The 26,612-nt window shown below is 73.0% G+C and carries 23 protein-coding genes; 14 read left to right on the top strand and 9 right to left on the bottom strand.

Going from position 1 to position 26,612, the window contains the following annotated elements:
* Positions 1-117: 117 nt before the first annotated feature.
* The 4 genes from ACIRB7_RS03320 to ACIRB7_RS03305 all read left to right on the top strand — a co-directional run bounded on the left by ACIRB7_RS03320 (position 118) and on the right by ACIRB7_RS03305 (position 4,208).
* Complete coding sequence (locus ACIRB7_RS03320) at positions 118-1,308, top strand: amidohydrolase family protein (protein WP_403591555.1); 1,191 nt, start codon at positions 118-120, stop codon at positions 1,306-1,308.
* Positions 1,308-2,444 carry an acyl-CoA dehydrogenase family protein gene (locus ACIRB7_RS03315; RefSeq protein WP_403591553.1) on the top strand — a complete coding sequence of 379 codons (1,137 nt, stop codon included), beginning with the start codon at positions 1,308-1,310 and terminating at the stop codon, positions 2,442-2,444. Before ACIRB7_RS03320 ends, ACIRB7_RS03315 begins: the two co-directional genes overlap by 1 nt.
* A gap of 8 nt (positions 2,445-2,452) precedes the next feature.
* Entirely contained in the window at positions 2,453-3,325 is an 873-nt protein-coding gene (locus ACIRB7_RS03310; protein WP_403591550.1) for an acyl-CoA dehydrogenase family protein, read from the top strand.
* Between the two features lie 352 nt (positions 3,326-3,677).
* Positions 3,678-4,208: an ATP-binding protein gene (locus tag ACIRB7_RS03305; RefSeq protein ID WP_403591547.1), complete on the top strand. Its 531-nt coding sequence runs from the start codon at positions 3,678-3,680 to the stop codon at positions 4,206-4,208.
* Positions 4,209-4,393: 185 nt separating this feature from the next.
* Here ACIRB7_RS03305 and ACIRB7_RS03300 read toward each other — a convergent pair whose 3' ends face one another.
* Positions 4,394-5,320 (bottom strand): cyclase family protein, encoded by a 927-nt coding sequence (locus ACIRB7_RS03300; protein ID WP_403591544.1) that lies wholly within the window; start codon positions 5,318-5,320, stop codon positions 4,394-4,396.
* Between the two features lie 101 nt (positions 5,321-5,421).
* Here ACIRB7_RS03300 and ACIRB7_RS03295 point away from each other — a divergent pair, with 101 nt between their 5' ends.
* The 3 genes from ACIRB7_RS03295 to ACIRB7_RS03285 are packed head-to-tail and all read left to right on the top strand — an operon-like array spanning position 5,422 to position 8,806.
* Positions 5,422-6,426, top strand: a complete 1,005-nt coding sequence (locus ACIRB7_RS03295; protein ID WP_403591541.1) for an SDR family NAD(P)-dependent oxidoreductase — start codon at positions 5,422-5,424, stop codon at positions 6,424-6,426.
* Positions 6,423-7,472: a Zn-dependent alcohol dehydrogenase gene (locus ACIRB7_RS03290; RefSeq protein WP_403591538.1), complete on the top strand. Its 1,050-nt coding sequence runs from the start codon at positions 6,423-6,425 to the stop codon at positions 7,470-7,472. Before ACIRB7_RS03295 ends, ACIRB7_RS03290 begins: the two co-directional genes overlap by 4 nt.
* 56 nt (positions 7,473-7,528) lie before the next feature.
* Complete coding sequence (locus tag ACIRB7_RS03285; protein ID WP_403591535.1) at positions 7,529-8,806, top strand: MFS transporter; 1,278 nt, start codon at positions 7,529-7,531, stop codon at positions 8,804-8,806.
* On the opposite strand, the gene ACIRB7_RS03280 is transcribed toward ACIRB7_RS03285, so the two are convergent.
* A complete protein-coding gene (locus ACIRB7_RS03280; protein WP_403591532.1) occupies positions 8,749-9,768 on the bottom strand; it encodes a GlxA family transcriptional regulator in 1,020 nt (339 codons plus the stop codon). The genes ACIRB7_RS03285 and ACIRB7_RS03280 overlap by 58 nt on opposite strands.
* Positions 9,769-9,826: 58 nt before the next feature.
* On the opposite strand from ACIRB7_RS03280, the gene ACIRB7_RS03275 reads away from it, so the two are divergent.
* From ACIRB7_RS03275 to ACIRB7_RS03260, 4 genes are all read left to right on the top strand, one after another.
* Entirely contained in the window at positions 9,827-11,092 is a 1,266-nt protein-coding gene (locus ACIRB7_RS03275; RefSeq protein WP_403592479.1) for an MFS transporter, read from the top strand.
* A 139-nt stretch (positions 11,093-11,231) separates the two neighbouring features.
* Complete coding sequence (locus ACIRB7_RS03270; RefSeq protein WP_403591529.1) at positions 11,232-12,566, top strand: MFS transporter; 1,335 nt, start codon at positions 11,232-11,234, stop codon at positions 12,564-12,566.
* A gap of 34 nt (positions 12,567-12,600) precedes the next feature.
* Positions 12,601-12,747 carry a hypothetical protein gene (locus ACIRB7_RS03265; protein ID WP_403591526.1) on the top strand — a complete coding sequence of 49 codons (147 nt, stop codon included), beginning with the start codon at positions 12,601-12,603 and terminating at the stop codon, positions 12,745-12,747.
* A 21-nt stretch (positions 12,748-12,768) separates the two neighbouring features.
* Entirely contained in the window at positions 12,769-13,269 is a 501-nt protein-coding gene (locus tag ACIRB7_RS03260) for a hypothetical protein (protein WP_403591524.1), read from the top strand.
* 79 nt (positions 13,270-13,348) lie between these two features.
* Here the strand turns inward: ACIRB7_RS03260 and ACIRB7_RS03255 are convergent, their stop codons facing one another.
* The 5 genes from ACIRB7_RS03255 to ACIRB7_RS03235 form a co-directional block, all read right to left on the bottom strand.
* A complete protein-coding gene (locus ACIRB7_RS03255) occupies positions 13,349-13,945 on the bottom strand; it encodes a flavin reductase family protein (RefSeq protein WP_403592476.1) in 597 nt (198 codons plus the stop codon).
* Between the two features lie 92 nt (positions 13,946-14,037).
* Positions 14,038-17,658: a hypothetical protein gene (locus ACIRB7_RS03250; RefSeq protein ID WP_403591521.1), complete on the bottom strand. Its 3,621-nt coding sequence runs from the start codon at positions 17,656-17,658 to the stop codon at positions 14,038-14,040.
* A gap of 72 nt (positions 17,659-17,730) precedes the next feature.
* A complete protein-coding gene (locus tag ACIRB7_RS03245) occupies positions 17,731-18,450 on the bottom strand; it encodes an enoyl-CoA hydratase/isomerase family protein (RefSeq protein ID WP_403592474.1) in 720 nt (239 codons plus the stop codon).
* Between the two features lie 123 nt (positions 18,451-18,573).
* Positions 18,574-20,796: an acetate--CoA ligase family protein gene (locus ACIRB7_RS03240; protein WP_403591518.1), complete on the bottom strand. Its 2,223-nt coding sequence runs from the start codon at positions 20,794-20,796 to the stop codon at positions 18,574-18,576.
* A 109-nt stretch (positions 20,797-20,905) separates the two neighbouring features.
* Positions 20,906-22,093: a flavin-containing monooxygenase gene (locus ACIRB7_RS03235; RefSeq protein ID WP_403591515.1), complete on the bottom strand. Its 1,188-nt coding sequence runs from the start codon at positions 22,091-22,093 to the stop codon at positions 20,906-20,908.
* Positions 22,094-22,265: 172 nt separating this feature from the next.
* Here ACIRB7_RS03235 and ACIRB7_RS03230 point away from each other — a divergent pair, with 172 nt between their 5' ends.
* Together ACIRB7_RS03230 and ACIRB7_RS03225 are read left to right on the top strand one after the other, a co-directional pair.
* Entirely contained in the window at positions 22,266-22,718 is a 453-nt protein-coding gene (locus tag ACIRB7_RS03230; RefSeq protein ID WP_403592471.1) for a DoxX family membrane protein, read from the top strand.
* Positions 22,715-23,122, top strand: a complete 408-nt coding sequence (locus ACIRB7_RS03225; protein WP_403591512.1) for a Zn-ribbon domain-containing OB-fold protein — start codon at positions 22,715-22,717, stop codon at positions 23,120-23,122. Before ACIRB7_RS03230 ends, ACIRB7_RS03225 begins: the two co-directional genes overlap by 4 nt.
* Here ACIRB7_RS03225 and ACIRB7_RS03220 read toward each other — a convergent pair.
* The gene (locus ACIRB7_RS03220; protein WP_403592468.1) at positions 23,111-25,093 is read right to left on the bottom strand and encodes a protein kinase; all 1,983 of its coding nucleotides are present in this window, start codon (positions 25,091-25,093) and stop codon (positions 23,111-23,113) included. The two genes, ACIRB7_RS03225 and ACIRB7_RS03220, sit on opposite strands and share 12 nt — an antisense overlap.
* 212 nt (positions 25,094-25,305) lie before the next feature.
* Between ACIRB7_RS03220 and ACIRB7_RS03215 the strand changes: the two genes are divergently transcribed.
* A complete protein-coding gene (locus ACIRB7_RS03215) occupies positions 25,306-25,911 on the top strand; it encodes a GPP34 family phosphoprotein (RefSeq protein ID WP_403591509.1) in 606 nt (201 codons plus the stop codon).
* 28 nt (positions 25,912-25,939) lie between these two features.
* Here the strand turns inward: ACIRB7_RS03215 and ACIRB7_RS03210 are convergent, their stop codons facing one another.
* Complete coding sequence (locus tag ACIRB7_RS03210) at positions 25,940-26,572, bottom strand: HAD family hydrolase (protein WP_403591506.1); 633 nt, start codon at positions 26,570-26,572, stop codon at positions 25,940-25,942.
* Positions 26,573-26,612: the final 40 nt, after the last annotated feature.

The raw sequence follows: 26,612 nt of genomic DNA, 5'->3' as shown, positions 1-26,612 counted from the left end.
TGACTGCCCGTCAGATCGTGCGGAGAGCGTAGAGGGCCGGTCCTTGTCGGTCCAGGGGTGCGGGGCTAGCCTGATGTGCGGTCCGTATCTGACGGGTCATCAGAAAATGGAGGGGTCATGACGGAACTGCCCCGCATCATCAGCGTCGACGACCACGTGATCGAGCCGGCCCACCTCTTCGACATCTGGCTCCCGAAGAAGTACCGCGACCGTGGCCCCCGGCCCCTCACGGCCGGTATCGGCGAGCTCGCGTACGTCGCCGGCAAGTACCAGATCACGATGGACCCCGAGGGGCCGCCGACCGACTGGTGGATCTACGAGGACCTCAAGTTCCCGTACAAGCGGAACATCGCCGCCGTCGGCTTCGACCGCGACGACATGACCCTGGAGGGGATCACCAGGGAGGAGATGCGGCGCGGCTGCTGGGACCCGGCCGCCCGCCTCGAGGACATGGACCTCAACCACGTCGAGGCCTCCCTCTGCTTCCCCACCTTCCCCCGCTTCTGCGGCCAGACCTTCGCCGAGGCCCACGACAAGGAGGTCGCCCTCGCCTGCGTCCGCGCCTACAACGACTGGATGGTCGAGGAGTGGTGCGGCGACAGCGGCGGCCGGCTCATCCCGCTCTGCATCATCCCGCTGTGGGACATCGACCTCGCCGTGGCCGAGATCCGGCGCAACGCCGCCCGGGGCGTCAAGGCCGTCACCTTCTCCGAGATCCCCACCCACCTCGGACTCCCCTCGATCCACTCCGGCTACTGGGACCCCTTCTTCGCCGTCTGCCAGGAGACCGGAACGGTGGTGAACATGCATATTGGATCCAGTAGCCAAATGCCGGCCGCCTCCCCCGACGCCCCGCCCGCCGTCCAGGCCTCCCTCAGCTTCAACAACGCGATGGCCTCGATGATGGACTTCCTCTTCTCCGGCGTCCTGGTCAAGTTCCCGACGCTCAAGCTCGCCTACAGCGAGGGCCAGATGGGCTGGATCCCGTACGCCCTCGAACGCGCCGACGACGTCTGGGAGGAGCACCGCGCCTGGGGCGGCGTCCGCGACCTGATCCCCGAGCCCCCGTCCACGTACTACTACCGGCAGATCTTCTGCTGCTTCTTCCGCGACAAGCACGGCATCGCCTCCCTGGACGTCGTGGGGAGGGACAACGCCACCTTCGAGACCGACTACCCGCACGTCGACTCGACCTTCCCGCACACCAAGGAGGTCGCCCTCGACCACGTCCAGGGCCTCGACGACGAGACCGTCTACAAGCTGATGCGGGGCAACGCCATCCGCATGCTCGATCTGGGCATTGTCTGATGGACCTGACCTGCACCGACGAGGAGGAGGAGTTCCGCGCCCGGCTGCGGGAATGGCTCACCGCGACCCTGCCCGGCCTCCCGCCGAAACCCGACCCGCTCGACTGGCCCGCCCGCCGCGCCTACGACTGCGGCTGGCAGCGCAGGCTGTACGACGCCGGGTACGCCGACACCCACTGGGACGCGTCCCCCACCCAGCGGCTGATCTTCCTGGAGGAGACCGAACTCGCCGGCGCGCCCTACGTCGGCGCCAACTTCGTGGGCCTCCTCCACGCGGGCCCGACCATCGCCGCCGAGGGCACGGCCGAACAGCGCGCGCGGTGGCTGCCGCCGATCCTGCGCGGCGACGAGGTCTGGTGCCAGGGCTTCAGCGAGCCGGACGCGGGCTCCGACCTGGCATCGCTGCGGACGAGGGCGGTACGGGACGGGGACACGTACGTCGTCACCGGCTCCAAGATCTGGACCTCGCACGCCGAGGTCGCCGACTGGTGCGAGCTGCTGGTACGGACGGACCCGGCGGCGACGTCCAAGCACCGGGGCATCAGCTGGCTCGCCATGCCCATGGACGCGCCGGGCATCACCGTACGGCCGCTGCGCACCCTCGCGGGCTCGACGGAGTTCGCCGAGGTCTTCCTCGACGAGGTGCGGGTGCCCGTCGAGAACCGCGTCGGTGACGAGAACGACGGCTGGCGGGTCACCATGGTGACCCTCTCCTTCGAACGCGGCACCGCCTTCGTCGGCGAAGTCGTCGCCTGCCGCCGCCTCCTCGGCGAACTCGCCCGTACGGCCAGGAAGAACGGCACCTGGGACGACGCCGTCCTGCGGCGACGGCTCGGCAGGCTCTCCGCCGAGTTCCAGGCGCTGTGGCGGCTCGTCCAGGCCAACGTCAGCGAGGCTCAGGCCACCGGCGGAGTGCCCGGCGCGGGCGGCTCCGTCTTCAAGCTGCACTACTCCCACGCCCGCCAGGAGCTGTACGAGGCCGCCGCCGCCGTCCTCGGCCCCGACGCGCTCGACCTGGACCGCGACTGGACCCTGGACCGGCTCTCCTCGCTCTCGTACACGATCGCGGCCGGCACCTCCCAGATCCAGCGCAACATCGTCGCCGAGCGCATCCTCGGCCTGCCGAAGGGCCGGTGACCCCCGCCATGGACTTCCGACTCACCGAGGATCAGCGTGACCTGCGCCGGGGCGTACGCGAACTCCTCGCGCGCCTCTTCGACCGGGAGGCGCTCCGGGCGGCCGTCGACGCGGGCGGGCGGCTGGACCGGGAGCTGTGGCGGGCGCTCGGCGTCGCCGGGCTCTTCGCGCTGCGGCTGCCGGAGGAGGAGGGCGGGGTGGGGCTCGGACTGCCGGAGGCGGTGCTTGTGTTCGAGGAGGTGGGGAGGGGGTTGGTGCCGGGGCCGGTGGTCGCGACGCATGTGGCGGCGGGGAGTGTGCGGGGTGCGGCGGAGGGGGCGGTGGTGGTGACCGAGGCTTCGGAGGGGCTGGTCCCTTGGCTGGACGAGGCGGATGTGGTCGTCGGTGACGTTTCGGGAGCCGTGCCCGTGCGGTCGGTGGATCCGCTGACGCCCCTGCATCGGGTGCGGGGGCTCGGGGGCGCCGTAGGCGCGGGGGGCGACGCGGCCGTGCTGCTCACCGCCGCCGAGCAGGTCGGGAGTGCTGGGCGGACCACCGGGGCGGCCGTCGCCTACGCGCGGGAGCGGGAGCAGTTCGGGGAGGTCATCGGGGGGTTCCAGGCCGTGAAGCATCTCTGTGCCGGGATGCTCGTGCGGGCCGAGCTCGCCCGGGCCGCCGTGCGGGCCGCCTCCCTCACCGCCGACCCCGTCGAGATCGCCGGGGCCAAGCTGCTCGCCGACGAGGCCGCGATCGGGAACGCCCGTGACTGCCTCCAGGTGTACGGCGGCATGGGCTTCACCTGGGAGGCGGACGTCCATCTGCATCTGAAACGGGCCTGGGTACGGGCGGAGCTGAGGCTGCCCGCCGCGCGGGCCGAGGAGACGGTGGCCGCCGCCCTGTAGCGTTCCGCGCCGGGCAGGTCACGGAACGTCGATATCGGGTTGTGTCCTTCGGCGGGGTCGTCACGGCCCGGAGTCGGCCTCCGGCTCCGGTACGCTCCGTGGGATGCGAGTGCTCGTTGGCCCGGATCGTCCCGGTGTCGCCCCCGAGGTGACCCCGGCTCCGGGAATGCCCGCCGCTCGCGCCCGGCGTTCGACTACCCGCAGAGTGCGTCGCACAGTATGGACCATGCGTACTCCTTCGCGCTGGAATATGCCCGAAGCGCTTGTTGCGGTGACTGTACGTCAACCATGCTGTCCCGTAAGGGAATCACGTTCCGTGAAGGTGTGTCCGCCGGTTCGGATGGTGTGAGCGGTGCAGGTGCTTCAGGTGCAGTTGGAGGTCGGGCCGGACCCGGCAGAGGTGGGGCGAGCCCGGAGGTGGGCCCGGTCACGGCTCGCCGGCTCGGGCATAGGCGATGACGAGCCGCTGGCCGAGACGCTGGTGCTGCTCATCTCGGAGCTGGTGACCAACGCCGTGGTGCACACCGGCTGCCCGGCCGTGCTGCGGATGCTGTTCGCGGCGGAGGGCGGGGTGCGGGTGGAGGTGGCCGACGCGAGCGACTGCCCGCCGCGGCCCCGGCACGCGGAGGGCGAGGACACCAACGGGCGCGGCCTGGAGCTGGTGGACGGCCTCGCGGACCGGTGGGGCTGGCAGCCCGAGGGGGCGGGCAAGAGCATCTGGTGCGAGGTGGACCGGGCTTCGGCCCCCGCGTCGTCCCCGCCCCCGCTGCTTTCCGTGCCTTCCGTGTCTTCCCCGACCCCGGTGCCCGCGCCGGTCCCTGGGGTGACGGTGACTCCAGGGGCTCCGGGGACTTCCGTGTCACCCGGCCGGGTGCCCTGTTGACGTTTCGTGGCGTTTTGCCCACCCTGGGGTGAGCGATTCGTGGTGAGGGGAGCCGAGGGCCGTGTGCCCTCGGCGTGTGCGGGTCGTGGCTGGGTGGCGGCGGCCGTGCCGTGCTCGGGGCGCGCGCGAGCGCGCCGCCGCCCGTAAGTCCTCGGAGAGCCTGAGCTCCCGGAGGCTCCAAGTCCTCAGAGGACCGCGACCGGCGCCACCGGTGTGCCGGTGGCGCCGACGAACGGCTCGGGCATCGCGGAGAGCAGGAACGCGTACCGCCGAAGTTGTGCACAGGCTGTGGACAGAGTTTCGAGATTCCAGTTCTGCCCCTGGAGCATCCCCATCTCGACCAGGTCGAGGGCGTGCACGGGCAGCCACAGGTCCTCGATCTCCGGCGGGAAGATCTCGAAGGTGAGCGTGTCGTTGGCGACGGCCGCGACGTCATGGGCGTGGAACCACTCCGGCGTCCGGACCGAGAGGCCGGGGGACGGGAAGGCGTACCCGTGCCGGTCGCCCGCCAGGTACGACTGCATCTGACCCGTCCGTACGAGCACGATGTCGCCGGACCGGACGGTGACCCCGCCGAAGTCGGCCGCCTCGTCCAGGTCTTCCGGGGTGACCGCGTGGTCACCGGGCAGCCGGTCCACGCCCTTCGCGGCGGCCACGTCCAGGAGGACCCCACGGCTCACGAGGTGCCGGGCGGTGTGGATGCCGCTGAACTCGGAGCGGCCGTGCGGGGTGATGGAGGCGGCGGGGCGGCCGTTGTAGATGCGGCCCGAGTGCGAGGCGTGGGTCAGGGCGTCCCAGTGGGTGCCGGCCTGGAGGCCGAGGGTCACGGCGTCGTCGCTGGTGGCGACCGTGCCGGGGCCGAAGAGCTCCTGATTGATCTGGACCATGACGTGGAGCGGGTTGACCCGGCCGGGGATCATGCCGGTCTGCACGCCGTCCTGCTTGAGGTCGACGGCGAGCGGGATCCGGAGGCCGGTGCGGACGGTGGCGACGGCGTCCCGTACGACCTCGTCGGTGACGAGGTTGAGCGTGCCGATCTCGTCGTCCTGGCCCCAGCGGCCCCAGTTGTTGACGCGCTTGGCGATCTCGTGGAATGCGGCGGGCAGAGACATCGGGGCCTCCGGGGTCTTGTGGACCGGTATCTGACGGACCGTAGAATCCTGACGACGAACGAATCTAACGGACCGTCAGAAAATGCGGGAAGGGGCCGGGCGTGGGGAACTTCTTGGCTGACAAGGTCGTCGCCGTGACGGGCGCGGGGCGGGGCATCGGCCGCGCCGTCGCCCTCGCGTGCGCGGCGGAGGGCGCGAGGGTCGTCGTCAACGACTACGGCGTGTCGATCGAGGGCGGGGAACCGACCTCCGAGATCGCGCTCGCCGTGGTCAAGGAGATCGAGGCGGCGGGGGGTACGGCCGTCGCCGTCGCCGACGACATCTCGACGATGGCGGGCGGGCAGCGGGTCGTCGACGTCGCGCTCGCGGAGTACGGGCGGATCGACGGGGTCGTGTGCGTCGCCGGGATCCTGCGCGAACGGATGCTCTTCAACATGTCCGAGGAGGAGTGGGACCCCGTCGTCGCGACCCATCTGAAAGGCACGTTCACGGTCTTCCGGGCCGCGTCGGCGGTGATGCGGCGGCAGGGCGCCGGGACGCTGATCGGCTTCACGAGCGGCAACCACCAGGGGTCGGTGGCCCAGGCCAACTACTCGGCGGCGAAGGGCGGGATCATCTCGCTGGTACGGAGCGCGGCCCTCGGGCTGCACAAGTACGGGGTGACGGCGAACGCGGTGGCGCCGGTGGCGCGTACCCGGATGTCCGCGAACGTGCCCATGGAGCTGGCGGAGATCGGGGAACCGGAGGACGTGGCGGCGCTCGTCGTCTACCTGCTCTCCGAGCGGGCCCGGGAGGAGAGGATCACCGGGCAGGTGTACACGATCGCGGGCCCCAAGATCGCGGTGTGGGCGCAGCCGAGGGAACTGCGGGCGGGGTACGCGGAGGGCGGCGCGTGGACGCCGGAACGGATCGCGGACTTCCTGCCGGGGACGGTGGGGGTGGATCCGATGCCGATGCTGGCGCGCCTTGAGGAGATGGCCAGGGCGGCGGCCGAGGGCGCTCGCCCGAACGCGGCCGAGGCTGCCCGGCCGAACGTGGCCGAGGGTGCCCGGCCGAACGTGGCCGAGGGCGCCCGGCCGAACGTGGGTCAGGAGAACGGTTCATGAGGGGCGTGGTGTTCGACGGGAAGAAGGTCCAGGTCGTCGACGACCTGGAGGTGCGGCCCCCCGGCCCCGGCGAGGTGCTTGTCGCCGTCGCCGCCGCCGGTCTCTGCCACAGCGATCTGTCCGTCGTCGACGGGACCATCCCCTTCCCCCCGCCCGTCGTCCTCGGCCACGAGGGCGCCGGCGTCGTCGAGGCGGTCGGCCCCGGCGTCACCCACGTCGGCCCCGGCGACCACGTCGCCCTCTCCACCCTCGCGAACTGCGGCGCCTGCGCCGACTGCGACCGGGGGCGGCCCACGATGTGCCGCAAGGCCATCGGGATGCCCGGGCAGCCGTTCTCGCGCGGCGGGCGGCCGCTCTACCAGTTCGCCTCCAACTCCTCCTTCGCGGAGCGGACCGTCGTCAAGGCCGTGCAGGCCGTGAAGATCCCCCACGACATCCCGCTCACCTCCGCCGCCCTCATGGGCTGCGGCGTCCTCACCGGCGTCGGAGCCGTACTCAACCGGGCCAAGGTCGGCCGGGGCGAGACCGTCGTCGTCATCGGCACCGGCGGCATCGGCCTCAACGTCCTCCAGGGCGCCCGGATCGCCGGCGCCCTGACGATCGTGGCCGTCGACACCAACCCGGAGAAGGAGGAGACGGCCCGGCGGTTCGGCGCCACGCACTTCCTCGCCTCCGCCGACGGCGTACGGGACATCCTGCCCACCGGCGCCGACCACGTCTTCGAGTGCGTCGGCCACACCGGCCTCGTCCGTACCGCCATCGACCTGCTCGACCGGCACGGCCAGGCGATCCTCCTCGGCATGACCGCCCCGAAGGCGGAGGCGAGCTTCCCGCCGGCCGCGATGTTCCTGGACAAGTCGATCCTCGGCTGCCGTTACGGCTCCTCCCGGCCCCAGCGGGACATCCCCCTCTACGCCGAGCTGTACCGCTCGGGCCGGCTCCTCCTCGACGAGCTCGTCACCACCACCTACCCCGTGGAGGAGTTCGCGCGGGCCGTGGAGGACGCCGAGCGGGGGAAGGTGGCCCGGGGCGTGCTCACTTTCTGACCGCTCCCGGCGAAACCTGCTGGGCTCCAGGGGCGTTCGGCCGTACGGTCCTGTGCATGTCCTACCGCGAGCTCGCCACCCGCCCCGTCCTCGCCTGGTCCGTCGTCACCGTCGCCGGCCGGTTGCCGGTCGCGATGGCGCCGCTCGCGCTCGTGTTCCTCGTACGGGAGCGGCCCGGCGGCTACTCGCTCGGGGCCGCGCTCGCGGCCGCGTACGTGCTCGGCGAGATCATCGCCTCCCCCGTCCTCGGCATCCGCATGAACGCCGAGCGGGCCCGGCCGCAGCTCGTCGCCGGACTGGCGGCGGGAACGGCCGGGTTCGCCGGGCTCGGTCTCCTGCCCGGCGCCCATCCCGTCGTCCTCGCCGCCCTCGCGCTGCTCGCCGGCGCCGGGCCCGCCGCCGTGCCCGGCGGGCTGCGCGCCCTGCTCACCAGCCTCGTCCCGGAACGGTCCGTCACCCAGGCGATGAGCATGGAGTCCGTGCTGACCTTCGGGATCTGGGCCGCCGCGCCCGCGCTCGCCACCGGTCTGGCGCTCGGCGCCGGCCCCGCCGTACCGCTGCTCCTCCAGGGCGCCTTGATGGGGCTCTCGGTGGCCGGGATGTGGCTGCTGCCGGTCGGCTGGGCGGCCGAGCCGCCCGAGAAGGGCGTCTCGGTGCGGCGGGAGCTGCTGCGGGCCTGGCCCGTGTACGTCCTCGGGGCCGGCGCCCTGACCCTGCTCGCGCTCGCCGAGCTGATCCTGCCCGCCCTCCTCGAACAGCGCGGGATCGGCATCGGCTGGGCGGGGCCGCTGCTCGCCGGGTTCTCGATCGGTTCGGCCGTCGGCGCGTTCCTGTACGGCCTGCGGGGCAGCGGCTGGCCGGGGCCGCTGCCGGTGCAGTCCGTCGTCCTCGTCCTCTCCGTGACCGCCGGGGTCGCCCTCGTCGCCGTCCTGCCCTGGACGGTGGGCATCGCCCTCACCCTCGCCGCGTCCGGGCTCCTCATGGCCCCCGCCATGCTCACCCGGAACCTGGCGCTGCGGGAGATCCTCCCGCCGTCCGCGCTCGCCGCCGGGTACTCGGTCATGTACGCGGCGGTCGGCGCGGGTTACGCGGCGAGCGGCACCCTCGCGGGCGGCCTGCTCAAGGTCGTCGCCCCGTCGACGGCGATCCTGTGCGGGGTCGGCCTCACCGTGCTCCTGACGGTGGTCGGCGCGGTGGGGGAGCGGCGGATGTCCCGCGCCCGCGCCTCCGCCACCGCCACGGACACTTCCGCCTCCGCCTCCGCCTCCGACACCGGTCAGGACGTGGACGCGGGCGCGGGCGCGGACGCGCCGGTGCGGAACGTGCGCCGGTAGGACGTCGGGGTCACCCCGATCGCGCTCATCAGGTGCGTCCGCAGCGACTGCGCCGTGCCGAAGCCCGCGTCCCGCGCGACCCGGTCGACGGGCAGGCCGGTGGATTCGAGCAGGTGCCGGGCGCGCTCGACGCGCTGCTGGGTGAGCCACTGGCCGGGGCTGACGCCGACCTCGTCACGGAAGCGGCGGGTGAACGTCCGTACGCTCATCGCCTCCTTCCCGGCCAGGTCCCGCAGCTGGATCGGCTCGTGGAGGTGGGCGAGCGCCCACGCGCGCGCGGTGGTCGTGGTGTGGGTGCCGGCCTCCGGCAGGGGCCGCTCGATGTACTGGGCCTGGCCGCCGTCCCGGTGCGGCGGTACGACGGTCCTGCGGGCGACGTCGTTGGCGACGGCCGTGCCGTGGTCGCGGCGCACGATGTGCAGGCACAGGTCGATCCCGGCGGCCACGCCCGCCGAGGTGAGGACGTCGCCGTCGTCGACGAACAGGACGTCCGCGTCGACCCGTACGCGCGGGAAGAGACGCTGGAAGTGCTCGGCGGAGGACCAGTGGGTGGTGGCCGGGCGCCCGTCGAGGAGACCTGCGGCGGCGAGCACGTACCCGCCGGTGCAGATGGAGACGAGCCGGGTCCCTGACCGTATGTGGGCGAGCGCGGCCGCCAGCTCCTCGGTGAGCCTGCCCTCGTCGTAGACGGGGCCGAGTTCGTACGAGGCGGGCACGACGACCGTGTCGGCGGTGGCGAGGGCCTCCGGGCCGTGCTCGACGTGGATGGAGAAGTCGGCGTCCGTCTGGACCGGCCCGGCGACCGGGGCGCAGGTGACGATCTCGTACAGCAGCCGGCCCTCGGCGTCGCGGGCGCGGCCGAAGATGCGGTGCGGGATGCCCAGCTCGAAGGGGAGGAGACCGGGCAGCGCGAGAACGACGACGCGGTGCGGTGGGGTCGACGGCGACGGCGACGGCGGCACGGGTGGTACTCCCTCCGGAAATTCACTGGTGGTCCAGACCATACGGGTGGTAGTCCAGCTGTCCGTGACGGACAACAACACGTACAAGTCTGAGGCCGCCGAACGGATTCCCGTCCCACCGGAGCCGCCCGCCCCGCCCGCGCTCTGGAACCGCGACTTCCGGCTGTTCTTCGTCGCCCGGGGCGTCGCCGTCTTCGGCGAGGGCATGGTCCCCGTCGCCTTCGCCGCCGGACTCCTCGGCGCCGGCCACCCCGGCTCCACCGTCGGCTACGCGCTCGGCGGCTGGACGGCCGCCTTCGCGCTCTTCGTGCTCTTCGGCGGCGTCCTCGCCGACCGGTTCACCGCCCGCCGCATGATGATCCTCGCCGATCTGCTCCGGCTGCCGGGAGCCGCCGTCCTCGCCGTCTCCTTCACGCTCGGCAGCCCACCCCTGTGGGCGGTGTACGTCCTCTCCGTCGCCGCAGGCATGGGCGCCGCCCTCTTCCAGCCGGGCGTCGCCTCCACCATCCCGCGCATCGCCCCCGACGTGCAGCGCGCCAACGCCGTCCTGCGGGTCGTCGAAGCCCTCATGACCATGGCGGGCCCGGCCGCCGCCGGCCTGCTCGTCGCCCTGTGGAACGCGGGCGCCGCCTTCGCCGTCAATGGCGTGACGTTCGCGGTCAGCGCGCTCTGCCTCGCCCTCATGCGCGTCCCGCCCCTCCCGTCCGACACCCTGCGGCGCGCCTCACTCGGCACCGAACTCGCCGGAGGCTGGCGCGAGTTCCGATCGAGGAGCTGGCTCTGGGGGGTCATCTCCATCTGGACGGTGTACGGGCTGACCGTCGCGGGACCCATGGTGCCGCTCACCGCGAGCCTGGTCACCGCGGACCACGGCTCGGCCACGTACGGCGTGCTCATGGCCGTCAACGGCGCAGGCAGCGCCGTCGGCGGCCTGCTCGCGCTCAGGCTGCGCCCGCGCACCCCGCTCGCGGCGGGCGCGACGGCCCTCCTCGGCCTCCCCGTGAACCTCGCCCTGCTCGGTCTCGGCGCGCCCGTGGCGCTGCTCGGCGCGGGCCAGTTCATCGGCGGGGCGGCCTTCGCGTTCTGGCTGGTGATGTGGTCGACGGCCGTCCAGACGCACGTACCGCAGGAGGCCCTGAACCGGATGCACGCGTACGACGTGGCCGGCTCGCTCCTGATGATGGGCGTCGGCCGCACCCTGTCGGGGCCGGTGGCGGCGGCGGTCGGCACGGAGGAGGTGCTGCTCGCGGGGGCGGGGGCCGCGGTGCTCGTGGTGGGGGCGTTGCTGGTGGTACGCCCGATCAGGACGCTGCCGAGGGTGTAGACGTCGGTCGGCCGGGGGCGGACCCTCGGCCGGCCATGGTGTCCCGATCCTTGTGTCCCGATCCTTGTGTCCCGATCCTTTGCAAACCTGTCATTCGGGCCAATGGCGGGGGCGCGGCGGGGACGGGAGGCTCGGTGGCATGGCCCAGACAACCGAGACGCCCGACCGTACGCCCGACGGCAAGGCCCCCCGTATCCCCAGCGCCCCGAGCGGCCTCCGCACCCCCCGGATCCACCGCGCCTGGTTCGTCGCGGCGGTCACGTTCGTCACGATCATCGGCGCGGCGGCCTTCGCGTCCCTGCCGGGCCTCCTGATCGAGCCGCTGCACGACGCGTTCGACTGGTCGCGGGGCACGATCGGCTTCGCCGTCTCGGTGAACCTGGCCCTCTACGGCCTCACGGCCCCCTTCGCCGCCGCCCTCATGGACCGCTTCGGCATCCGCCGGGTCGTCGCCGTCGCGCTGACGATCATCTCCGTCGGCTCGCTGCTCACCGTGTGGATGACGGCCGCCTGGCAGCTGGTCCTGTACTGGGGCGTCCTCGTCGGCCTGGGCAGCGGCTCGATGGCCCTCGCGTTCGCCGCGACCGTCACCAACCGCTGGTTCGTCGGCCGCCGGGGCCTGGTGACCGGCATCCTCACGGCGGCGGGCGCCTCAGGGCAGCTGGTCTTCCTCCCGCTCCTGTCCTGGCTGGTCGAGAACCAGGGCTGGCGCCCGGCCGCCGTGACCGTGGCGCTCGCCGCGCTCGCGGTCGTCCCCTTCGTATGGCTGCTGCTTCGCGACCACCCCGCGGACGTCGGACTCGCCCCGTACGGCGGGGAGTACGCCGAGAAGCCCGCCCCGGTGACGGGCGCGGCCCGCCGCGCGGTCACCGTCCTCCTCAAGGCCGCCCGCACCGGCCCCTTCTGGCTGCTCGCCGGCTCCTTCGCGATCTGCGGCGCCTCCACGAACGGCCTGGTCAAGACGCACTTCGTGCCCGCAGCGCACGACCACGGCATGCCCCTCACGGCGGCGGCCGGGCTCCTGGCGGTGATCGGCGTCTTCGACGTCGTCGGCACGATCGCCTCCGGCTGGTTCACGGACCGCTTCGAGGCCCGCCGCCTGCTCGCCGTCTACTACGCGCTCCGCGGCGTCTCCCTCCTCTTCCTGCCGATGCTGCTCGCGCCGAGCGTGCACCCGCCGATGCTGTTCTTCATCGTCTTCTACGGCCTGGACTGGGTGGCCACGGTCCCGCCGACGATCGCCCTCTGCCGCGAGCACTACGGCGATGACTCGGCGATCGTCTTCGGCTGGGTCCTCGCCTCGCACCAGATCGGCGCGGCGGCCGTCGCGTTCGCGGGCGGTGTGGCCCGCGACGTCTTCGGCTCGTACGACGTCGTCTGGTACGCGTCGGGCGCGCTGTGCGCGGCGGCGGCCCTGATGGCGCTGGTCATCCGACGCTCCCGGACGGAGCTGCCGACCCTGAAGGCCGCATGATGGTGTGGATGGTCGACAGAGGAGGTGATCGCAGGTGGGTGATGTGGACGGCGGCCGGACGGTGGGCCGGATGGTGCGGGTGTCGGTGCTGGTGCTGCTGGTCGAGGCGGCCCTGACGGCGGCCGGACTGATCACCCGACGCTCCGGCCGGCGCGGCTTCCGGAGGAAGACACCGGCATGATGATCCCCGGGGGGTGATCGCGTGAGCGGTCCTGACTTGGGGCGGACGCACGCCCGGATGCTGAGGGTCTCGACACTGGCGCTGACGCTGGAGGCCGGGGCGGCGCTCGCCGTGCTGATGGTGGTCGGCCTGACCACGGAACCGGCGCCCGGGGACGAGACGGCCGGCGGAGGGCTCATCCTGCTGGCGCTGCCGTTCGTGGCGACCTTCGGCATCCTCGCGGCGTTCGCGGTGTCCGCGGTGCTCGTCCTGCCGGTGGTGCTGCTCGGTGAGGACCTGGGGCGGAAGTTCGGGGGCCGGCCCGTCTGGTGGCAGCTGTCCCTCGCGGCCCTCGCCGGAGCACTCCTCGCGCCGCTCGTCGGGGTGTGGGGGTGGCTCGCGGGCTGGGCGGTACTCGCCGTGGCGGCGCTCCTCACCCGACAGGCCCGGCAGGGTTACTTCGTGTCGCTGCTGCTGTGGGGCACGCTCGCCGTGGTGAGCGTCTTCACGGTGGGCGGGATCGTGCTGTACGCGCAGGGCTGACGCCGGGCGGGATCGTGCTGTACGCGCAGGGCTGACGCCGGGCGGGATCGTGCTGTACGCGCAGGGCTGACGCCCGCCCCTACCCGCTGAACCGCCCGAACCGCCCCCGGTGGAACAGCAGCGGGTCCCCGTCCTCCGCCGCGCCCAGGCCCTCCACCCGCCCCACCACGATCAGATGGTCGCCGCCCGTGTGGACCGTCGTGATCGCGCAGTCGATCCAGGCGGGGGCGCCGGGCAGGCGCGGTGAGCCGGTGGACGGGGCCGGGAGCCAGTCCACGCCCGCGAACTTGTCGGCGCCGCTCACCGCGAACGCCCGGCAGAGACCGCCCTGGTCGGCGCCGAGGACGTTGACACAGAAGGTCCCGGCCGCCGCGATCCGGGGCCAGGTCGTCGACGTACGGGCGACCATGAAGGCGACCAGGGGCGGGTCGAGGGAGAGCGAGGCGAAGGACTGGCAGGCGAAGCCCGCCGGGCCTTCGGCGTCGAGGGCCGTCACGATCGTGACCCCGCTCGCGAAGTGGCCGAGGACGCGGCGGAACTCGGCCGGGTCGACGGGTGGCCGCTCGTCCTCCCGTACCGCGCGCAGGGCCGGCCGGGGCAGTGGTTCCACGGCCGTCGGCGAACCGGCCGCTCTCAGGTGTCGGACGGCGGTGGCCGCCATCCCCGCGTGTCCCATCACCCCGTCATTGAAACTGACGAGCCGTCAGATAGGAAGCCCCCGGTGGCGACGGACGACCGTCGCCACCGGGGGCAGTGGAACAGGGTGGGTCAGCCGGCGACCGTCCCCGTGGGGCGCGTCCACGCGACACCGGCGTAGTGGCCGGTCCGGTAGGCCGTCACCCGTACGGTGATCTTCGTCCCGCGCTGTGCCGATGTCGGCGTGAACCAGCCCTTCGTGGCTCCGCTGACCGCCCGCCCGTTCGCGTACCACTGGTAGGCGTACGAGGTCGGCGCCGGCGTCCACGTCCCCCGGTTCAGGGTGAGCGTCCGCCCGACCCTGACCGTGCCGGTGACGTACGGCGCGCCGGTCACCTTCGGCGCGAGGCCGGCCGCGACCGTGACCCCGGCCGTCGTCGCCGCGCCGCTGAGGTGCCCGGTGCGGTGCGCGGTGACCGTCACGCTGAGCTTCTTGCCGAGGACGGAGGCGGCGGGCACGTACGAGGACGCCGTGGCCCCGGAGATCGCCACGCCGTTGGCCCGCCACTGGTAGGCGTACGAGGTCGGCGCGGGCGACCAGGCCCCGACCACGGCCGACGCCCTGCTGCCGACCCGGGCGGCGCCGGAGACGTACGGCGCCCGGGTGGCCTTGGGCGCGATGCCCTTGACGACGAGGTACCCACTGACCGCCGTGACGACGGGATGCCCGGCCTTACGGGCGGTCACGGCCAGGGACAGCTGCTTGCCGAAGAGCGTCGACGGCAGGATGTACGTGGAGGCCGTGGCGCCGGCGATGGCGACGCCGTTGGCCCGCCACTGGTACGCGAGCGAGTCCACCGGCAGCGACCACGAACCGGCCCTCGCCGTCACCTTCCCGCCGACGACCGCCGTACCGGAGATGCCGGGCGCGGCGGTGTTGCGGAGCGGGGCGACGACGGTGAACGTGCCCTTGGCGTACTGCCAGCCGTCGTGCGTGAATACGCTCAGGCCGCGCGCGCCGAGGCTCACACCCGTCAGATCGAGGGCCGCCGTCAGGCTGCGCCGGTCCGGCGCGACCGACACCGTCGTGGACCGGCGCCACTTGCCGTCCGTCCCGAGGACCGCCACCTGGTCGTTCTCGTGGAGCGCGGTGCCGGTGAGGGTGACGGTGATCTTTCCCGCGCCACCCGTCGTGGGGCCCACGGTGCCGATGGTCGGCTTGTCCGTGCCGCAGATCGTGTCGGCGCACGTGAACGAGGCCCGCACGGCCGTGGTCGCCCGAGCGGGCTGCACGGGGACGGTGAGGAGCAGCGTCGTCGGAGTGGCCACCCGGGGGGACTCCCTCGTGACGGAGCAGGAGTACTTCTCGCCCTCGTCGGTGTACGACCCGTGGCAGAGGTTCGGCGAGCCCGACTGCCGGTAGAGCCAGGGCTTCGGGGACTGCTCGAAGGAGCCCGCCGGCGTGAACGTCAGGTCGAACGTGTCGCCCGAGGCGGTGGGCAACACCGCGCAGATCGCGGTGTGGTCCTCGCTCAGGGTGCCGACGAGCGGGCCGAAGCCGTAGCTGACGTTCGGGACCTTGACGCATCCGGGCGCGGGCCCGGCCGCCGTACCGATGCGCAGGGCGTCGAGGCGGTAGGGGGGTGTGGCCGTCGTGCTCTGAGGGGCCTCGAAGAGGACCTGGTAGTGGGTGGAGCCGCTGGGTGAGCAGCCCTTCGAGTAGTAGCCGCAGACGAACGCGCCGTTCGCGTCGGACACCTGGAACCGTACGTAGCCCTGCGCGTCGCGGATGTTGAGATGCAGGGTGTCCCCGGCGTCCGCCGTGGTCACCTGATGGCACAGGAGGGTCCCCGGCGGGGCCGTGACCCCGCTGATCGACGGGCCGCCGACGGCCTTGGCCGGGCTCGTGACACAGCCGCGCGTGGTGGCGGTGACGTCGCGGCGGGACAGGGTGTGGGTGGCGCCCCAGTCGACGCCGGAGAGAAGGACCGTATGGGCGAGCCCCGGCGTGAGGTCGCACGAGGTCCATCCGGCCGACTCCATGGAGCAGACCCGCTGCCCGGTCGAGTCGAAGACCGACATGGTCTTCCACCAGCCGGAGCCGTCGAACGCGAAGATCTCGCCGGTGGTGTGGTCGTCAGCGGGGACGGAGAGACACTGGGCGAAGCCCCCCTCCCCGATCGTGACCCGTGCCCGGGGACTGCCAGCCGTGAAGTCGCCCGCCGGGAGCACGGGACAGGCGCTCTCGGCGTCGGTGCGGTGGAAGGCGACGTGGTAGGTGCCCGTCATGGTCGGGGAGCCGATGTGGGTGCCGTACATGGTGACCAGGGCACGGTACGGAGCGGGTCCGGTCAGCTCGCAAGCTCCGGCCTCCACCGCGTCCGGGGCGCATACGTCCGTGCCGGTCGCGTCGACGACCGTCACTTCGGGGGACGGCGCGGGGCGGCCGTACGACCGCAGAGCGGCCAGGTGTGCGCCTTCGGGCAGCGGCAGCGTCAGACAGTCGATCTCGCCGACCGCGTCGAACGTGCCCTCCGTGGTCCCGCCGAGGGTGGCGGTGGTGCAGCCGGCGCCGGACGAACGGTCGAAGATCACGACCGGCTTCTCCGTGACGACGGTATAGCGGGTGCCGGCCGTGAGGGAACAGGTCTCCGACCAGGCCTGGCAGGCGGTGCTGCCGTCCGGCCGGTACACGGCGAGCCGCTGTGCCGAGGAGTCGCCGACGCCGAGGACGGTGTGCGGGGCCGTGGCGGTGGGGGTGAAGGTGGCGCACGCCGTTCCCGGCGACGTGCCGGGAACGGAACCGAAGTCGTGGACCGCCAGGGTGGCGCACCCGACGGGGTCGGAGAGCCGGCGGATCTTCTGCGTGTACGTGACGGGGAAGACGCCGCTGTCGCTCCCCACCGTGGTCAGAACCCGGTAGGGCCCGTGGCCGGGGAGCACGCAGCCGGTGCTGTCGCCCGAGTCGAACCGGGGGCAGATCCGCTCCCCGGTCCCGTCGGTGATCCACGAACCCGCCCGGCCGCCTTCGGCCTTGGTCTCGACAGTGATCCGCTCGCCCGGCTGCCCGGTGAAGCTCTGGCAGAGGACGGCGAGCGGGCTGACCGCCCGGCCGGTCACGGGCTCCGCGTCGTAGCGGGTGCTCACCTCGGTGCCGCACGCCTCGGTCGGCGCGAGGGGCACGACGGCGAACGCGGCGGACACCTGGGACGAGCCGTTGTTGGTGACCCGCAGCGTGTGGGCACCCGCTCGCGTCGGCCGGCACTGGTCGCGCCCGTAGGTGGTGGGATCGAAGCAGTCCAGTTCGGTGTCGGCGTCGTAGAGCTCAAGGCCCACGCCGTAGCCCTGGAGACGGAGCTGGTGCGGGCCCGGCTTCTCCACGGTGATCGTGAAGCAGGCGGCCTCGCCCGGCGCCAAGGTCGCGTGGCCGATCGCGTCGCCCGGGTCGCCGAACGGGGCGAGCGGCAGGGCGGGGCAGGGGCCGGCGGTGGGTTCCGTCGGGTCCGGTGACGGCTCGACCGTCGGCGTCGGTGTCGGGCCCGTCGTCGTGGACGGTTCGGGCGCGGGAGTCGTCGGCTCCGGTTCCGGCGCGGGTGCCGCGCTCGCCGTCGGTACGGTCGGTGCCGGCGTCGCCGCCAGGGCCGTGCCCGTCGGGAGCAGAGGGCCCAGGAGGGCCGTCAGCAGGGCGGGAACCAGAAGCAGAGATCTTCTGGATCTTCGGGACTTTTCGCGCGAGCGCGCGGAGTTGGGCATTCCGTTCCCCCCGGAGCGGCAGTGTGTGGCATATGCGCTGCACACCATAAGGCCCAGGTAAGACAGCCCCCGCTACCGCCCCTCGAACCCCGCCTCCCGCCGCTCCACGAAGCTCGCCACCCCCTCCCGCGCGTCCCTCGTCGTCATGTTCAGCTCCTGCGCCACCGCCTCCGCCGCGAAGGCCGTCGCGCGGTCCACGTCCAGGGACGCGTTCACCAGTTGCTTGGTGAGGGCCAGGGCGCGCGTGGGGCCCCGGGCCAGGCGTTCGGCCCACTCCCGGGCCGTCTTCTCCAGGTCCTCCGCCGGGACGACCCGGTTCACCAGGCCCAGTTCCCGCGCCTCCGCCGCCGCCACCGCGTCCCCGAAGAACATCAGCTCCTTCGCCCGCTGCGGCCCGATCAGCCTCGGCAGCAGATACGCCCCACCCCCGTCCGGGACGAGCCCCCGCCGTACGAACACCTCGATGAAACGCGCCGAATCCGCCGCGAGCACCAGGTCGCACGCGAAGGCGAGATGCGCCCCGATCCCCGCCGCCGTACCGTTCACCGCCGCGATCACCGGCTTCTCACAGTCCAGTACGGCCCCGATGAACCGCTGCGCCCCGAGCCGGATCATCCGGGCCACGTCCCCGGCGACCTGCTCCGCGACAGCCGGACCGCCCCGCAGGTCCGCGCCCGCGCAGAAGCCCCGGCCCGTGGCGGTGACGACCACCGCCCGGACGTCCGGGTCGGCCGACGCCTCCGCGAGCAGGGCGATGATCCGCTCCCGCTGCTCCCAGGTGACCGCGTTCATCGCCTCGGGGCGGTTGAGCGTGATCCACGAGACGCCGTTCTCAAGGGCGTTCAGGACCTCGGGCAGGACCTCGGGCAGGGCCTCGGGCCTGGCCTCGTGCGCGACCTCGTCCACAAAGTCCTCCTATCGGCAGACCGCGAGCGCGTCCAGGGCCACCGCGCCCTGCCCGCGCGGCAGCACCATCAACGGGTTGATGTCCAGCTCCGCGAGGTCCCCGTCGAGTTCGAGGGCCATCCGCTGCACCCGGAGGACCACCTCGACGAGCGCGTCGACGTCGGCCGGCGCGGCTCCCCGTACCCCGTCGAGGAGCGCCCGGCCCCGCAGCTCGGCCAGCATCGAGCGGGCCTCCCGCTCACCGAAGGGCGGCACGCGTACGGCCGTGTCGTTCAGGACCTCCACCAGGACCCCGCCGAGACCGACCGTCACCGTCGGGCCGAACAGGTCGTCGTGGGTCACGCCCACCACCATCTCGACCCCGCGCCCCACCATCTGGCAGACCAGGATGCCGTCGAGGTCGATCGACTCGAAGCGGGCGATGTCGGTGAGTTCGCGGTACGCGTCCCGTACCTGGCTGGCCGAGGTCAGGCCGACCTTGACGAGCCCCAGTTCGGTCTTGTGGGCGAGCTGGGTGCCCGACGCCTTCATCACCACCGGGTACCCGACGAGCCCGGCCGCCCGCACGGCCGCCGCCGCGCTCGTGACGAGCTGCTCGCGCGGCACCCGTATCCCGTACGCCCGCAGCAGCTGCTTCGCCGCGTGCTCGCTGAGCCGCCGCCCGGGCCGAATGAGGGCCTGGGCCTTGCGGAGGGACGGGGAGGGCGTGCGGGGCGCCTCGTCGAAGGGGGAGCGGTAGCCGGTGGTGAAGCGGTGGTGGTCGAGGTAGGCCTTCACGGCCCCGATGCAGTTGGAGAACGTACGGAAGGTGGCGAGGCGCGAGGAGCCGAGGAGGGTCGTGCGGTACGCGTCCTCCGTACCGACCGGCGAACCCCAGATCACGCACACCAGCTTGTCCGTCGCCTCTGCGGCGTCGGCGAGGTCCTGGGCGAGCCTGTCGCTCATCGGCGGGAAGGGGCCGGTGATCGGACAGATCAGGACGCCGACGGAGGGGTCCGCGAGGATCGCGTCGATGATCTTCCGGCCGCGCCAGTCGCCCACCGGGTGCCCGCCGTTGTCGACGGGGTTGGCGACGTTCAGGTACTCGGGTATCCACTGGTGCAGCTCGTCCTGCTTCGCCTGCGGGAGGGGCGGGAGGTCGAGCCCCGCCGCCGTGGCCAGGTCGGCGAAGTGGGCACCCGTACCGCCGGAGATCGAGTAGACGACGACCCCCTCCGCGACGGGCCGGCGCGCGCGGGCGAGCAGCGTCGCCGTGTCCTGGAGCTGGTCGAGCCCGTCGACGCGGATCACCCCGAACTGGCGCATGGCCGCGTCGACGACCTGGTCGGCGCCGGTGAGCTTGCCGGTGTGGGAGGCGGCGGTACGGGCCCCGGTCTCGGTCCTTCCGACCTTCACGGCGACGACGGGGACGCCGTTGCGGGCGGCGCGGTCGGCGGCGAGGAGGAAGGAACGGCCGTCCTTGAGCCCCTCGACGTAACAGGCGATGGCACCGACCTCGGGCCGACCGGCGAAGTACGAGAGGAAGTCGGCGGTCTCCAGATCGGCCTCGTTGCCGGTGGGCGCCCAGTGGGAGAGGCGGACGCCCAGCTCCTGGAGGGTGAAGACGGGCCGCCCCTGGTGCCCGGACTGGGTGATGAGCGCGACGGCGGGCCCGTCGAGGTCCTCGCGGAAGCGCTCGAAGGCGTTGAGGTTGGTGTTGGGGCCGAGGAGCCGGATGCCCGAGCGGCGTACGGCGGCGGCGAGACGTTCCTGCGCGGCGGCCCCGGCCTCCCCGGTCTCGGCGAACCCGGAGGCGAAGGCGACCGCGAACCTGACCTTGGTCGCGGCGAGTTCCTCGATGACCGGCAGCGGGTCCGCGACGAGCAGCACGGCGAGGTCGACGGGCTCGGTGAGCGCGCCGACGGAGGGCACGCAGTCGATCCCGAACACGCTGGTACGGGTCGGGTTGACCGGATGGATCCGCGCCCCGACCCGCTCGGCCCAGGCGAGCAGCTGCCGGGTGATCCCCGTGTTGGGCCGGCCCTCGGTGTCGGAGGCGCCGACGACGGCGACGGACTCGGGCCGGAAGAACCGGTCCAGGTCCGGTACGGGGGCGTGCAGCGGGCGCCCGCTGACGTCCAGGTCACCGGCGACGGCGGTGACACCGTGCACGGCGGACAGGGGAGGCTCCCCGCAGGCGACCACGCGGGCGCGGAGACCGGTGGTGAAGGTGCCGTGAGTCGATCCGAGCATCGTTCCGCTCCACCCTTCCGCCCATGACAACAGACCTGACGCTTAGTCAGATTAGCGAACTGACGGCCAGTCAGGAATGGGTGTGCGCGGACGGACCTGCCTCACGTCCTTACTTCCGGCGGCGCGCAGTCCGGCGCGCAGTCCCCCGACCAGTCCGACGTGCGATCCGGCGCGCGATCCTCTCCGCGTCGATCGCCAGCTCCCGGAGCATCCCGCTGATCGGGTTCGTGAACCCCGTGAAGTACAGACCGGGCGCCTCGCGCGGGCACCGCGCCCCGTGCACCACCGGCCGCCCCTGCCCGTCGAGCACGTCCAGGTGCCCGAGGAGCGGCTCAAGGGCCCGCCGGTAGCCGGTCGCCGCGATCACCGCGTCCGGGGCGATCCGGGTCCCGTCCGCGAGGACCACCTCGCCGCCCTCGAAGGCCTCGACGGCCGCGACGATCTCGACCTTCCCGGCCCGTACGGCGTCGATCAGGCCCACGTCCTGCACCGGCACCGCGCCCTCCCGCTGCCGGGTCGCGAGGCCGGTGTCCGGCCGGGGCAGCCCGTACGCCGTGAGGTCGGGCGTCGCGACCCGGGCGAGCACGGCGCCGAGCCGGTCGACGAGGGCCGCCGGCAGCCGCCGTATCAGGATGCCGGAGCGCTGGGCGGGCCAGCCGGCCGTCGTGCGGCGCACGATGTGGGGCACGGTCCTGACCGCGAGCCGCACCCGGGCGGCGCCGCCCTCGGCGAGATCGGCGGCGATCTCGGCGCCGGTGTTGCCGATGCCGACGACGAGCACGTCCTTCCCGGCGTACGGCTCCGGATTGCGGTACGCGCGCGCGTGGCTCAGCTCGCCCTTGTACGCGTCGCGGCCGGGCCACTCGGGAACGTGCGGGGTGTGGTTGTAGCCGGTGGCCACGACCACGGCCCGCGCTATGAGCCGCCGCCCGCCGGTGGCGTGCAGGACCCACTCCTCACCGGCCCGCTCGACGCGGAGGACCTCGACGCCCGTCACGACGTCCAGCTCGTGCTTCTCGGCGTACTCCTCCAGGTAGCGCACCACGTCCGCGCGGGCGACCCAGCGTCCGGACGAGCGCGGGATCCGCAGACCGGGCAGGGCGGAGAGCCGCCGGGTGGTGTGCAGTCGCAGCCGGTCGTAGTGGGCGCGCCAGGAGGCGCCGACGGCGTCGGACTTCTCCAGGACGACGGCCCGGACGCCTCGTGAGCGCAGAGCGGCGGCGACGGCGAGTCCGCCGGGCCCGCCGCCGATCACGTACACGGGGTGGACGGGCGGTTCGAGGTGGGTGGTGGCCATGAATGCTGAGCGTAATGACGTGTACACGTAGTGGGTCTCGACCGGGAGGGGTTTCGGTTGCGAATCGGTCACGCGTGCCCACCTCTTGCGCTGCACGGCGGAGCTGCGCTGAACTGACGTACCGTCAGATCCGGCTCGTCGAGAGGACGCGCGCATGCAGACGCAGGCGCAGCTGCAGACCGTCTGGCTCACCGGCGCCGAATGGCTCGCCGTCCTCCGCATCGGCCTCGGCCTGTGGTGGCTGGAGAGCTGGCGCCACAAGGACAGGAAGGGCTGGTTCGAGCGCGGCACCGGCATCGCCTGGGCCGCCGACATCGCGGGCAAGCACAGGTGGCCCCCGGTGAGGAAGGGCTTCGACGCCGTCGTCGCCCCCCGCCCCAAGCTCATGGCGTACGTCGTCGTCTACGCCGAACTCGCCCTCGGCCTGGGCCTGATCATCGGCTTCCTCACCCCCGTCGCCCTCGTCGGCGGCCTCCTCCTCAACCTCCTCTACCTCGTCCTGATGATCCACGACTGGGCCGAGCAGGGGCAGAACGCGATGATGGCGCTCATCTCCCTCGTCGCGCTCCTCGCCATGTCCTGGCAGACCTGGTCCCTCGACTCCGCGATCGGACTCTTCCGATGACGGCCGCCACCCCCGACATCGACGCCTTCACCCGCCCCTACTGGGACGCCGCCGCCGAAGGACACCTGCTCCTGCGCCACTGCGCGGCCTGCGACCGGCCCCACCACTACCCGCGCGAGTTCTGCCCGTACTGCTGGAGCGAGGACGTCCGCTGGGTCCGGGCGAGCGGCCGGGCCACCCTCTACACCTGGTCGGTCGTCCACCGGAACGACCTCCCGCCGTTCGGCGAGCGGGTGCCGTACGTCGCCGCCGTCGTCGACCTGGCCGAGGGGCCGCGCATGATGACGGAGGTGGTGGGTGTGCCGGAGGGCGACCTCCGGGTGGGGATGGGGCTGGAGGTCGCCTTCCGGCGGGAGGGGGAGGTCACCGTCCCCGTCTTCGGACGGCGCCGCTCACATGGCTGAGATGTTCCGCCAGAGCTGCGCGCGGTCCCCCGGGTCGCAGGTGTACGTCATCATGAACGGCGGTCCGGGGATCAGGCACCAGCCGTTCTCCATGTTCTTGATGGTCCGCCCGGCGGACGTCGAGGTGCCGGTCTTCCAGGACTGGGCACTGGACCCGTCGCAGGCGGAGACGCCGACCGTGGAGCTCGACCGCTCCAGACATTTCCCGGAGACCTTGGCGATGAGCCGGAAGGTGCCGTTCGCGCCGGGGGAGAAGGTCCAGGAGTACGCGAGGTAGCCGCCGTTGGTGGGCTTGGAGCCGCACTCGTACGTGTTGACGATGAGCGCGTAGCCCTCGTCGTTCTCCGCCAGGCAGTGACCGCTGGAGACGTTCTGCAGGGAGTACGTCCCCGAGGTCGACGAGCCGCCGCCGGTGGCCGGCGGGGGTGCCGGCTTGGTGGTCGTGGGCCGGGGAGCGGGACGGGTCGTCGTTCCACCGCCGGAGGGGATGGTGGGGTTCGACCCGGCGTCGGGCACGGTGCCGGTGCCGGAGTCGGTGCCGGACCCGCTGTCGGAGCCGGTGTCCGATCCGCTGCCCGAACCGCTTCCTGAACCGCTTCCGTCCCCGCCGCCCACGGCGCCGCCGCCACCGCCGCCCACAGCACCGCCGCCGTCGGCGGGCGGGGGCGGGAGCGGTGCGCCGGGGGAGGACCCCGGCGGCTTGGCGCCCGGCTTGGAGGGCGGCGGCTTGGCGCCCGGGGTCTTCGCGGACGGCGACCCTGTCCCGGCGGTCGACGGGGGTACGTTCGCCGGCTGCGAGGCCACCGAGGACGGCGTCCCCGAGGTGCCGGGGGACGCGCCGAGGCGGTCCATCCCGTACGGGCCGAGGGCGACGGTCAGGGTGGTGCCGGTCGCCACGACGACGGGCACGGCGAGCACGACGAACCGGTTGCGCCGCCGCGGCGGCTTGCCGGGCGTGGCCTGCCCGGTGACGGACACGGGGTCGGGCGGGACGGTCGCCGGCTCGCGGCCGCCCTGCGGGGTGAGGGGGGCCGTCGCCACGTCCTGGGCGGGCTCGGCCTTCTCCAGCTCCGCGAGCTGCTCGGCCGTGGGCGCACCGGCCGCGAAGGTGGCCCGCTCGTCGATCCGCTCGGTGACGGCCGCCGGCCACACGACACCGGCCGCCTGCTCCTCGGCGAGCCCCACGAGTTCGTCGGCGGTGGGCCGGTCCGCCGGGTCCTTGGCGAAACAGGTCCGTACGAGCGCCGCCAGCTCGGGTTCGGTCTCGGTGAGCCGCCCGAAGTCGGGCTCGCCGTGGACGACGCGGTAGAGCAGGCCGGGCCCGGAGCCGTCACCGAACGGCGGGCGGCCGTTGGCCGCGTAGAGGACGAGGCTGCCGAGGGCGAAGACGTCGGCGGCGCCGGTCAGCTGCCGGTCGGCGACGGCCTGCTCGGGGGCCATGTAGGCGGGGGTGCCGATGACCATGCCGGTCTTGGTGAGACGGCTCTGGTCGGCGGCGCGCGCGACGCCGAAGTCGATGAGGGAGAGACCGGAGGAGGTGAGCATGACGTTGGACGGCTTGAGGTCGCGGTGCACCATGTCGGCGCCGTGCACGACCCGCAGTCCGGCGGCGGCCTCGCGCAGGAGCCGCCAGAGGGCCTCGCCCGGCAGCGGGCCGCCGTTCAGCCGGATGGCCTCGTTGAGGGTGATGCCGGGGATGAACTCGGTGGCGAACCACGGCGGCTTCGCCGTGCGGTCGCTCGCGAGGAGCTTGGTGTTGGCGCCGCCGGGAAGCCGGGCGAGGTTGTCCAGCTCGTGCCCGAAGTGGCTCAGGAAGTCCGCGTCCTCGGCGAGGACGGGAAGGACCCGCTTCACCGCAGCGAACTTGCCGGGCACGGCACCGAGATAGACCCGCCCCATACCCCCGGACCCGAGCACGCCGAGCAGCCGGAACGCCCCGATCTGACGAGGATCCCCCGCCTCCAGCGGCATGGCCCCGCTGCCGATCAGATTGTCCGGACTGGAATTGTTTTCCGGTTCCCCCTGCATGGGCGACACAGTAGCCGAGGGGTTTGACGAACTGAACGCCGGTCAAGTGGCTGTTGCGAAGCTGTGGTTGAGGGGGCCGGGCGCGGGCCGGACGCGCGCGGCTAGCCTGTCCGCTCAGGACGTACGTGTGTCGATGTCTCTGAGGGGAGCCGTTCATGACCACGGCGAAAGACCTGTTCATCATCGCCATGGACCCGAGCCCGGGGCCTGCCGTGGGGCAGGGTGACCTGTCGCTCGCACTGGCGGGAGCCGAGCTGATCGATCTCATCGGGGCGGGGGCCGTCACCGTGGAAGACGACCGCATCGTGCCGGGCGGGCCGTCGGCGTCGGACGACCGGCTCCTCGGCGAGGCCGCGGCGCAGCTCACGCTGGAGTCGCCCTACGAGCAGATCGAGGACTGGCTGTGGCGCAGGGGCCGGGACCTCTCGGCCGCGTACCGGGCCGCGATGGAAGAGGACGGTGAGCTGACGCGGAAGCGGAGCGGCCGGCTGCCCTTCGCCCCGGAACGCGTGGAACCGGCCGACACGCCCACCCGCCGCCGGGCGGCCGACCGCTGGGAGGAAAGGGAACCCGTCCTGGCCGCCCTCGCCTCGGCGGTGGGCATCGACAGCGGACGATCCGACGACGAGCCCGGTTTCGCCGACGAGGCGGTGACGGCCGTGGTGGCAGCCGTCCACGACGCCGTGATGGAGCTGGAGGCCGTACGCCAGAGGCGGACCATCGAGAACACGGCCTTCGCCAACCTCTGGCGCGGCCCGTGACGCCTGCGAAAGCGGGAATGAAGCGGCCTTAAGACCTGCGCTCCACCAGCGCCAGGATCTCCGGCGCCGCCCCCGCCAGGGACCTGAAGTGCCGGTGGGCGCCGGCCGAGGGGGCCTCGGTGTTGACCGTCCACACCGTCATCCCGGCCGCGAGGCCGGACCGCACCCCGGACGGCGCGTCCTCGATCACCAGGCAGTCCGCCGGGTCCGCGCCCAGCTTCTCCGCCGCGAGCAGGTACGGGACGGGCGACGGCTTCCCCTCCGCCACCGAGGCCGCGTCCACGATCAGGCCGGGGAGGGGGAGCCCGGTCCGCTCGAACCGGCCCCTCACCCGGTGCTCGTAGTTCGACGTCACCAGCGCCCACCGGCCCTCCGGCAGGCCGGCGAGCAGCTCGGCGGCCCCGTCGAACGCCGCGTACGTCCCCGTACGGACGTCCTCGTCCTCCAGCGCGTGCAGGAGGGCGAGGCACTCGTCCGGGTCGCTCCCCGGCGCCACGGCCGCGAACGTCTCGACCGGCCGCGTCCGGAGCGCGACGGCGTACACCTCGTCCCCGTCGAGCCCGTACCGCGCGGCCCACTCGTGCCAGACGCGCCGCTGGTTGGCGACGGCGTCCATGAGGGTGCCGTCGACGTCGAAGAGTACGAAGTTCTTGCTGGTCACGCGCCCGATGCTACGACCACGAACGCGGACAGGACCGGGC

This window comes from Streptomyces sp. NPDC093795 (assembly GCF_044764665.1).
In the GTDB taxonomy this organism is placed as follows: domain Bacteria; phylum Actinomycetota; class Actinomycetes; order Streptomycetales; family Streptomycetaceae; genus Streptomyces.
The sequence above is the reverse complement of the archived record's forward strand: the minus strand, read 5'-3'. Positions and strand labels throughout refer to the sequence as shown.